Genomic DNA, 9,531 nt, shown 5'->3' on the forward strand with positions numbered 1-9,531 from the left:
GTGCGCTGCGGGCGCTCAGACCGCGGCGGTCTCGCGCGCCTCGTCGTGGAGCATCCACTGGTCGGGGCCCAGGATCTCGTAGGCCACGCTGCGGCCCGGGACGCCCTGGGCGATCACGGCGGAGCGGACGGCCTTCATGAAGGGCAGCGGACCGCACAGCACCACCTGGGCGTCAGCCGGGACCCGCACCGCGCCGAGGTCCATGAACCCGTCGTGGTCGCCCTCCCCGGGGGTCTCCATCCAGGTCTCCAGGCGGGCGTGGGGCAGCTCGGCGACCAGCATCTCGTGCAGCTCGCGCAGGGCCCACTCCTCCGCCGAGCGGTCGGCGTGCAGGACGAGGACCTGCCGCTGCGACTCCTGGCGGACGAGCCGGTCCAGGAACGCCAGCATGGGGGTGACGCCGATGCCGGCGGAGGCCAGCACGAGCGGCCCGTCCCCGTCCGGGAGCACCACGTCGCCGTAGGGGTTGGAGACCCGCAGGACGTCACCCACCTGCACGTCGTGGTGGAGCACCGGGGTGATCTCGCCGCGCTCGTCGAGGCGGACGGCGATCCGGCGGGTCCCCTCGGACCCCGGGACCAGCGTGAACTGCCGCGGCTGCTCCACGCCGTCGGGCAGGCGCACCTCGACGGTCACGTACTGGCCCGCCACGGCGGGGGTCATCGGGGTGCCGTCGGCGGGCTCGAGGGTGATCGCCGTGGTGGTGGTCCCGGTCCGCTCCTTGGCCGCGACCCGGAACGGGGCGAACACCACGGTGTTCGCCTGCCCCGCGCAGAGGCCCTCCTCGATCCTGATCAGGGCGTCGGCCATCAGCCAGTACACCTCGTCCCACGCGGCCACGACCTCGGGCGTCGCGGCGTCGCCGAGGTCCCGGGCGATCGCGCCGAACAGGTGCTCGTGGACGATCGGGTAGTGCTCGGGCAGCACGCCCAGGGACGCGTGCTTGTGCGCCACGCGGGACAGCAGCTCGTCCGGGTACCCCTCGGGGTGGGACAGGAGCCAGGAGGCGAACATCGCGATGGAGCCGGCGAGGGCCTGCGCCTGGGTCCCGTTCTTCTGGTTGGAGCGGCTGAACATGCCGTCCAGCAGATCGGGGCGCGCCTCGAACATGGACCGGTAGAACTCGGGGGTGATGAACGGGATGCGCTCGGCGACGACGCCGATGGTCTGCTCGATGACGGGACGGGACAGGTCGGACAGCACGGTTGCCTCCTGGGGAGCCGGTGGATGACCTCTCCAAACTAGCAACTGAAATGCTGTATTACGTCATCGGTGGCAGTGCGTCCACCGCGGTGCTTCCCGGCGGCTCGGGCGGGCGAAGTCCGATGGACACCAGCACCGGGCCGACCTGCCGCTCGCTCACGAGGTCCCGCACCCGCACGTCGTCGAGCGCGCCGTAGAAGGCCTCGCGCGCGTCCGCGAGGGCGCGGCGCAGCCCGCACCCGCGGTCCAGGGGGCAGTCCCCGCCGGCCGACTCGCACTCGACCATCGCGGAGCCCGCCTCCAGCTCGCGCAGCAGCGAGCCCACGGTGGCGTCCAGGCCGGCGGGCGTGATCGACACCCCGCCGGTGCGGCCGCGGCTCGAGGCGAGCAGGCCGAGCCCGCTCAGCCGGCCCACGGTCTTGGTCACGTGGTGGTAGGGGGCGCCCACACCCTCGGCGATGGCGCGCGTCGTGAGCTTCTCCCCCTCGGGGACGGCTCCCGTCAGCAGCAGGACGCGCAGGGCGATGTCCGAGAAGGCGGTCAGCCGCACGGCGGGGTCCTCCGGTCGTTCATGGGGGCTCCTTCCGAGACCTCGCGCGTCCCGGCCGGCCGCGGGAGCACCCCCATTGTCCCACGCGGCCCCGGGACGCGGACGAGGGGCCTCCCGGCACGGGAGACCCCTCGTCCGCGGCCCGGGCGCAGCGTCCCGGGCCGGGGCTCACACCTGGTTCAGGCGGTCCTCCAGACCGGCGCGCTGCTCGAGGATGGGCTCGGGCACGTGGCCGAGCCGGTGGAACCACTCGTCGATGCTGGGCAGCTCGGCCCGCCACTCCTCGACGTCGACCTTGAGGGCCGCCTCGAGCTCCTCGTCGGAGACGTCCAGGCCCGTGAGGTCGAGGTCCTCCTTGGTGGGCACGATGCCGATCGGGGTCTCCCGGCCACCGGCCGTGCCCTCGAGGCGGTCGAAGATCCACTTGACCACGCGGGAGTTCTCGCCGAAGCCCGGCCAGGCGAAGCCGCCGCTCGGGGTGCGGCGGAACCAGTTGACGTAGAAGACCTTCGGCATCTCGTCCTCGCCGATGCGCTCGCCGACCTCGACCCAGTGCTCGAGGTAGTCGTTGGCGTTGTAGCCGATGAACGGGAGCATGGCCATGGGGTCGCGCCGGACGACGCCCACGGCGCCCTTCGCGGCGGCCGTGGTCTCCGAGGAGAGCGTGGCGCCCTGGAACACCCCGTGCTCCCAGCCGAAGGACTGGGACACGAGCGGGACGGTGGTCTTGCGGCGGCCGCCGAAGACGATCGCGGACAGCGGCACACCCTCGGGGTCGTCGTACTCGGGGGCGAGGATGTCGGCCTGCTTGATGGGGGTGCAGAAGCGCGAGTTCGGGTGCGCGGCGGGACGGCCGCTCTCCGGGGTCCAGTCGCGGCCCTTCCAGTCCGTCAGGTGCGCGGGCGTCTCGTCCGTCATGCCCTCCCACCAGACGCCGCCGTCGTCGGTGAGCGCCACGTTGGTGAAGATCGTGTTCCCCCGGGCGATGGCGCGCATGGCGTTGGGGTTGGTGGGCCACCCCGTGCCGGGAGCCACACCGAACAGACCGGCCTCCGGGTTGGTCACCCGGGCCTGGCCGTCCTTGCCGAAGCGGATCCAGGAGATGTCGTCGCCGACCATCTCGGCCTTCCAGCCGTCGAGGGTGGGCTCGAGCATCGCGAAGTTGGTCTTGCCGCAGGCCGAGGGGAAGGCCGCGGAGATGAACCGGCTCCGGCCCTCGGGGTTCGTAACCTTGAGGATGAGCATGTGCTCCGCCAGCCAGCCCTCGTCGTGGGCGATGGCCGAGGCGATGCGCAGCGCGTAGCACTTCTTGCCGAGCAGGGCGTTGCCCCCGTAGCCGGAGCCGAAGGACCAGATGGCCCGGTCCTCGGGGAAGTGGACGATGTACTTGGCGGGGTTGCAGGGCCAGGGCACATCCTCCTCGCCCGGGGCCAGCGGGGCGCCCAGCGAGTGCAGGCACTCGACGAAGAAGCCGTTCTGCGCGGTCATCTTCTCCAGCACGGGGGTGCCGATGGTCGCCATGATGCGCATGGAGCACACCACGTAGGCGGAGTCGGTGATCTCCACGCCGTAGCTCGGCCTCGAGGCCTCCAGGTGACCCATGACGAAGGGGATGACGTACATCGTGCGCCCGCGCATGGCGCCGCGGAACCTCTTGCGCAGGGAGCCCCTCATCACCTCCGGGTCCTCCCAGTTGTTGGTGGGACCCGCGCCCTTCTCGGTCTTGGTGCAGATGAAGGTGCGCTCCTCGACCCGGGCGACGTCGTCCGGATCGGAGAAGGCGGCGAAGGAGTTGGGGAACTTGTCCTCGTCCAGACGGACGAAGGTGCCGGCGTCCACGAGCTCGTCCGTGAGCTGCGTCCACTCGGCCTCCGAGCCGTCGACCCAGTGGATGCGCTCCGGCTGGGTGAGCTCCGCCATCTCCCGCACCCACGCGAGGAGGTGCGCGTGGGTGGTGGGCGCGTTGTCCAGGGCGCCCTTCACAGCCTCGTTCAGCCCGGTGGTCTCCGTCGTTGCAGTGGGGTTGTCAGCCATTGACATGTCTCCTCGTTGAGGCCGTCCGCCGACCGCCCGGGGCTCTCGTGGTGGTGCTCGTCGTCGAACACTCGGCCCGGTGTCACCGGGCCCACAGTGAGCGGCGTGGAGGTGGGCGGCCGGTCTCTACTGTGATGTGAGTCCATCGTATCGCCCCGGCACCGGCCGCCCCAGCAGGGTTACGCGTGCCGCGGCCCGTCGCGCCGGGTGTCGAGCGGAGGACCGGCGGATTTTGCTCAGCCGGGGGCCACATGTAGAGTTGTATCCGGCTTGAACGGCGGTGACGCCGGGACGCCGATGCGCCTGTAGCTCAACGGATAGAGCATCTGACTACGGATCAGAAGGTTGGGGGTTCGAATCCCTTCGGGCGCACCACGCGGAAGAACCCCTTCCGGCCGAGAGGCCGGGAGGGGTTCTTTGTGCGCAGTGCCCGCGGTGAGCTCCGGAGGCCTGGCGCCGGCCCTGCGGCGCCCCCGTCACTCCTCGTACCCTCGCCCCGATCCCGGCGGCTCGGCGAGTGCGCCGAGCCCGCCGACGAACATCTCATCGCAGGGGAATTCATTACGCTTTGCAAATAAGAAAATTTGCATTGAAATTCTTTTTCATCAGCACCCGCCCCGTGCGGCATCGGCCTCGCACCGCAATGCGGCGCGGCCCGGGCACCACCGCACCGGAGGGATTCTGCCGACCCTGGACCGGCGGGCACCCTAGGACCGCCGCAGCCGCGACCACTGCTGCAACCTTCTCTCTCGCGGACGGCCGACCCGGACGCAGAAACCCCTGTGGCCTGGGACGGCACCCGAAAGCACAGGGCGCACCGGCGTCCGGGCCACGCCGGCACCGACCGCCCCGGCACGGACCCGGCCGACCTCGCAGCACCGGAGAACGACGGCGCATCCCCCTTTCTATGTGATTTCACATTGCTTGACAGGGCCTTCGAACGAAACACTTAACTTTTGAGAAATTTGCTTGTGTACGCGGATCGGTGTTTTTAGCCTGGTGTCACCTGATTCACCATTGGTAATCAGCTCATCCAAAAGGGGAACACCATGGAAAATCTGCGGAAGACTCTGGTCGGCGCCGCTCTGGCGGGCATGCTGGTCACGAGCTCCTTCTCCACCCCGGCGTTCGCGGGGGGCGACCACGGGGACGAGCGCAAGAACGGCGAGGTCGACGTCATCGTCAAGTACCACCACCACGGTGAGTGGAAGACCAAGGAGTACGAGGACGTCGAGCTCAAGAAGGCCGCCTCCATCGCCAAGGACAAGGCCGACGGCGGCGACTGGCACAAGTACTACCGCGACGCCAAGTACACCGACAAGACCGACAAGTCCGTGAAGACGGTCGACAAGAAGCGGGTCAAGGTCATCTTCGAGCAGGACGAGGACTAGGGCCACGGCCACAGGACCTGATTCCACGGCCTGACCGACGAGGGCGCCCGTCCACCGGACGGGCGCCCTCGTCGGTCGCCCACACCGGTGCCGCACCGCGACCGGGGCGATGGCCGCGACCGGGGCGATGGCCGCCACCCGGGGCAGGGCCTCGGCCGTCAGGCACGGTCGCCGCGGCGGCGCTCCACCGTGCCGGCTCCCCGTGCGGTCGGTGCGCATCAGCCGGTGGCGAGGGCGCGGACGTCTCCCCCGGCGCGTCCCACGAGGCCGCGGGTCACCACGCCGTCGAGGCCGGGGAGGGCGGCCAGGCGCAGCGCCAGGCGCCGCGCCTGCCGCCGGGCCCGGGAGGACGGCAGGAACCACTGCGCCCCGCCGCGGGCGACGCGCTGCTTCTCGGCCACGACCGGCCGCCAGACCCGCTCCCAGCCCGTCAGCGCCTCCTCGACCGACGCGGCGCGGGCGAGCCGCTCGGCGAGCAGCCACGCCCCGGCGAGCCCCAGCGAGGCGCCCTGACCGCCCAGCAGGGACACCGCCTGCCCCGAGTCCCCGAGCAGCACGACCCGGCCGCTGCTCCACCGCGGCACCTCGACCTGCACCACGTGGTCGTAGTAGAGCCGGTCCGCCCCGGGGCAGGCCGCCAGGACCCGGGGCGCGATCCAGCCGAGCGAGCCGTGGACGGCGCGCAGGGTCTCGCGGGGATCGGCCGGCAGGGCCGGCCCGGCGGCCCGGTGCACGGCGAACACGGCCAGGCGCCCGTCCCGCAGCCCGTAGAAGCCCATCGCCCGGTCGATGCTGTCGGTGAGGCAGAAGCGGTTGCCGACCTGCCGGTACGCCTCCGGGTCCTCGACCACGAACGCCGCCGTGTGCAGGCCCAGCCAGCGCCGGAAGCGTTCCTCGGGCCCGAACGCCGTGCGCCGCACGGCCGAGTGCACCCCGTCGGCGCCGACCACCAGGTCGGCGTGGAGCACCGTTCCGTCGTCGAGCACCGCGCCCGCTCCGCCGGGTTGCTGCCGGACCCCCACGACGCGCCGCCCGAAGCGGAGCTCCGCGACGCCCCGGGCGTGCTCGCGCAGCACCCGTTCGAGGTCGGGGCGCAGCACGCTGACGAGGTGCCCGTCGAGGGCGTGGGCGAACCGGGCGAACGGCAGGCCTGCCCGGTCGCGGCCGTGGTCGTCCACGTAGCTGAGCCGCTCCACCCTGTAGCCGAGCTCCAGGACCCCCGGCAGCACGCCCATCGCCTCGGCGGCGTCCCAGCCGGGGCCGAAGAAGTCCATCATGTAGCCCTGCTCCCGCGGGCGCGGCGCCCGTTCCAGGACGACGACGTCCCAGCCCTGCCGGCCCAGGCACCCGGCCAGGGCCAGTCCCGCGATGCCCGCCCCGCAGACGACCGCGCGCACGGCCCGCGCCGCTCAGTACCGGTCGCCGACGGCGACGACGCCGTCCAGCAGGGCGAGGTCTCCGGCCGTCAGGCGCAGCTCCGCGGCCGCGGCGTCCTCCCGCAGGTGACCGGGGTCGGTGGTGCCGGGGATCGGCAGCACGTGCTCGCCCCGCACCGTGGTCCAGGCGATCGCGACCGCGGCGAGGGAGGTCCCGTGCCGGCGGGCGACCTCGCGCAGGGGCGCGAGCACGGTGTCCTCGTTGGCGGCCATGGCCTCCGGCGTGAACCGGGGACTGCGCGAGCGGAAGTCGGATGCGGAGAACTCCCGGCCCGCGAGGGCGCCGGCGAGGTAGCCGCGCCCCAGCGGGGAGAAGGGCACGAACACCGCCCCGTGCTCGGCGCACCACCCGATGACGTCCCCGGAGGGGTCACCATCGGCGGTGGGGCCCGACCCCTCGGGGTTGCGGGTCCACAGGGAGTACTCCGACTGGACGGCCGCGACCGGGTGGATCGCGTGCGCCCGCTCGGCCTGCTCCGTGCTGACCTCGGAGAGCCCCACGTGGCGCACCTTGCCCGCGGTCACGAGCTCCCCCATCGCGCCCCACGTCTCCTCGAGGGGCACGCCGGGGTCCACGCGGTGCAGGTAGTAGAGGTCCACGACGTCGGTGCGCAGCCGGCGCAGGCTGTCCTCGATCGAGCGGCGCACCTCGTCAGGGTGCCCGCAGCGCTCCGTCCGGGGCGGCTCCAGGGAGGCCGCGCGCAGCCCCGTCTTGGAGCATAGGAACACCTCGTCCCGGCGCCCGCGGAGGGCCGCGCCGACGAGCTCCTCGTTCGCTCCCCCGCCGTAGAGCACCGCGGTGTCCACGACGTTCATGCCGAGGTCCACCGCCAGCCCGAGCACCTCGTGCTTGCGCCGCTCGGTCAGCCCGTGCCGGTCGTAGACCCAGCTCAGGCCCATGGCCCCGAACCCGATCGCTCCCACGCGGTCCCCGGACGGGGTGAACTCGATCTGTCGCATCCTCACTCCTTCGTCGGTCCGGCCGCCGCGCGGGCGCGCGGGGCGCCGCCGGTCAGCGGCCCCCCGTGGGCGGTCGCGGCACCGTGAAGTCCACCAGGCGGGCGTCGGCGCCGTCCAGTCCGGCCCAGGTGCCGGGGACCTCCAGGACCGCCAGGCCGGAGGTCGGGCAGCCGTCGGCGAGGGCCATGACGGCGTCGTAGTCGGAGTCCGGTGTGGCCAGACGGAGGGCGGCGTCGCGCAGACCGGGCAGGTGGCCGATGAGCAGCAGGGACTCCACGGTCTCGGGCACGTGGTTGACCACCGCGATGATCCGGCTGTCCTGGGCCGCGTAGAGGGACTCGTCGAGCCGGGCGGTCGGCGCGAGGTCGCCGAGTTCGCTGCACACCCACGTGCAGGTCTGGCGTGCGCGCAGGGCGCTCGAGCACAGGATCATGTCCGGGACGTGCCCGTTCGCCAGCAGCCAGCGTCCCGCGGCGGCGGCGTCCGCCGCACCGCCGCGGTCCAGGGGGCGGTCGTGGTCGGCCACGCCCCACGGGTGCTCGGCCTCCGCGTGGCGCATGAGGACGAGCTTCTTCCGGTCGTGGCGGGTCATCGGTTCATGATGCCACGCGACCGCCGGGCACGGAGCGACCCCGGCTCCTCCGTGGCGCGGGAGAGGACCGGGGCCTGCACAGGTCGGGAACGGATCAGATGGAGTACTCGGGGGCCGCCCACACGACGACCTCGGGGTGCTCGTAGAAGCGGTAGCCCTGACCGCGGACGGTGCGCACGGTGTTCGCGAGCCGGCCGAGCTTGGAGCGCAGGCGCCGGATGTGCACGTCGATGGTGCGCTCGTTGGGCACCTCCTCGGAGTCGCGCCACAGGCTGTGCAGGAGCTCGTGGCGGCCGACGGTCCGGCTGCCGTTCTCCACGAGGTAGTTCAGCAGCTCGAACTCCTTGAACGTGAGGTTCAGCAGACCGCCGTCGAGGAAGACCTCCCGGCGGGAGAGATCGATGAGCACCCCGGTGGACTGGCTGGTCTTCGTCTCGGGCGCCGGCGCGGTCGCGGCGGGCGCCGTGGGCCGCACGGCTCCGGAGGTGGGATCGCCCAGGGCGTTGCGGACGACCTCGAGGTCGGTGCCGGCGGTGTTGGCAGGGGCCAGCGCCACGGCGGCGTAGGAGTCGGCCTGCGGGACCAGCTGCTGGGCGTACGCCCGGATGCTCTGGACCATCTTGACCAGCGAGGTGCCGCTGGCCGCCGCGGTCTCCTCGTCGAGGCCCACGTAGATCACGAATCCGCGCGCCTCGTTCTCCTGCGCCTGCGGACGCGGCGCCGTGTCCCGCTGCAGGCGGGTGGGAAGGGGGGCCTCGCCGGGCGCGGTCGGCATGGGCCCGATCGTGCTCCGGAGGCTGCGGTAGTCGGCGGGGGCCGTCTGTCCGCGCTCGGGGGCCGCGGCCGGACCGCGGACGGCGCGAGCTTCGCTCGTGCGGTTGCGCTGGGAAATGTGCACGTATCCCGGTGTGCCTGGCATCTGGTGCCCCTCGTCTCTCCGTCGTTCGGCGGACGAGCTTCCGTCCGCCTGAGTCGATCCGCCCCTCGGAACGGCCCCGCCACTTCCAGCTCCCGAATCCCCGGCTCCGTGGTTGTCGGGGAGGGTCCCCGCGAAGCTGAAAAATTCCTGACAGTGGCGTTGCTCTCATCGTCCACCAGCCCTATCGATCGCGCAAGTAATATTCGCGGGGCTATCTCACGATGTGAGATTAGAACGACGGCTGTCCAGATTGTCCGCCAAAATGAACCCCCTTCACCAAGGGGCATGAGACGGTGTTTCCTGCCCCCTCCCTGGGATGTCAGACATCTGGGACGATTTTGCCGGTATCCACCCCTCGAAGCAGCTCTTGCTCTCCTTGTCAAGATGCCCCTGCTGATCGACATGCTGTCTCACCATGTGGACATTCCGCCGTGGATCCAGAGAAG

At 71.8% G+C, this 9,531-nt stretch carries 8 protein-coding genes and 1 tRNA gene; 2 read left to right on the forward strand and 7 right to left on the reverse strand.

Going from position 1 to position 9,531, the window contains the following annotated elements:
- Positions 1–15: 15 nt before the first annotated feature.
- From ACYVM4_RS13975 to ACYVM4_RS13985, 3 genes are all read right to left on the reverse strand, one after another.
- On the reverse strand, positions 16–1,203 hold the full coding sequence (locus ACYVM4_RS13975) for a globin domain-containing protein (protein WP_368821061.1): 1,188 nt from the start codon (positions 1,201–1,203) through the stop codon (positions 16–18).
- A 58-nt stretch (positions 1,204–1,261) separates the two neighbouring features.
- Positions 1,262–1,753 (reverse strand): RrF2 family transcriptional regulator, encoded by a 492-nt coding sequence (locus tag ACYVM4_RS13980; protein WP_368821060.1) that lies wholly within the window; start codon positions 1,751–1,753, stop codon positions 1,262–1,264.
- A gap of 168 nt (positions 1,754–1,921) precedes the next feature.
- Positions 1,922–3,787 carry a phosphoenolpyruvate carboxykinase (GTP) gene (locus ACYVM4_RS13985; RefSeq protein ID WP_368821059.1) on the reverse strand — a complete coding sequence of 622 codons (1,866 nt, stop codon included), beginning with the start codon at positions 3,785–3,787 and terminating at the stop codon, positions 1,922–1,924.
- A gap of 299 nt (positions 3,788–4,086) precedes the next feature.
- Between ACYVM4_RS13985 and ACYVM4_RS13990 the strand changes: the two genes are divergently transcribed.
- Positions 4,087–4,162 (forward strand) — tRNA-Arg (locus tag ACYVM4_RS13990).
- Positions 4,163–4,836: 674 nt separating this feature from the next.
- Positions 4,837–5,178 (forward strand): hypothetical protein, encoded by a 342-nt coding sequence (locus ACYVM4_RS13995; protein ID WP_460668920.1) that lies wholly within the window; start codon positions 4,837–4,839, stop codon positions 5,176–5,178.
- Positions 5,179–5,396: 218 nt separating this feature from the next.
- On the opposite strand, the gene ACYVM4_RS14000 is transcribed toward ACYVM4_RS13995, so the two are convergent.
- From ACYVM4_RS14000 to ACYVM4_RS14015, 4 genes are all read right to left on the reverse strand, one after another.
- Positions 5,397–6,575: an FAD-dependent monooxygenase gene (locus ACYVM4_RS14000; RefSeq protein WP_460668921.1), complete on the reverse strand. Its 1,179-nt coding sequence runs from the start codon at positions 6,573–6,575 to the stop codon at positions 5,397–5,399.
- Between the two features lie 12 nt (positions 6,576–6,587).
- The gene (locus ACYVM4_RS14005; RefSeq protein WP_460668922.1) at positions 6,588–7,574 is read right to left on the reverse strand and encodes an aldo/keto reductase; all 987 of its coding nucleotides are present in this window, start codon (positions 7,572–7,574) and stop codon (positions 6,588–6,590) included.
- 52 nt (positions 7,575–7,626) lie between these two features.
- Complete coding sequence (locus ACYVM4_RS14010; protein WP_460668923.1) at positions 7,627–8,166, reverse strand: SixA phosphatase family protein; 540 nt, start codon at positions 8,164–8,166, stop codon at positions 7,627–7,629.
- Positions 8,167–8,260: 94 nt separating this feature from the next.
- Positions 8,261–9,085: a winged helix-turn-helix domain-containing protein gene (locus ACYVM4_RS14015; protein ID WP_460668924.1), complete on the reverse strand. Its 825-nt coding sequence runs from the start codon at positions 9,083–9,085 to the stop codon at positions 8,261–8,263.
- Positions 9,086–9,531 lie beyond the last annotated feature (446 nt).

The organism is Kocuria himachalensis, assembly GCF_054784195.1.

What these genes read in the sequence shown, in the direction of transcription:
- ACYVM4_RS13985 (WP_368821059.1), bottom strand. Translation starts at nt 3,787, where the DNA reads ATGGCTGACAACCCCACTGCAACGACGGAGACCACCGGGCTGAACGAG.
- ACYVM4_RS14010 (WP_460668923.1), bottom strand. Translation starts at nt 8,166, where the DNA reads ATGACCCGCCACGACCGGAAGAAGCTCGTCCTCATGCGCCACGCGGAG.
- ACYVM4_RS14005 (WP_460668922.1), bottom strand. Translation starts at nt 7,574, where the DNA reads ATGCGACAGATCGAGTTCACCCCGTCCGGGGACCGCGTGGGAGCGATC.
- ACYVM4_RS13995 (WP_460668920.1), top strand. Translation starts at nt 4,837, where the DNA reads ATGGAAAATCTGCGGAAGACTCTGGTCGGCGCCGCTCTGGCGGGCATG.
- ACYVM4_RS14015 (WP_460668924.1), bottom strand. Translation starts at nt 9,085, where the DNA reads ATGCCAGGCACACCGGGATACGTGCACATTTCCCAGCGCAACCGCACG.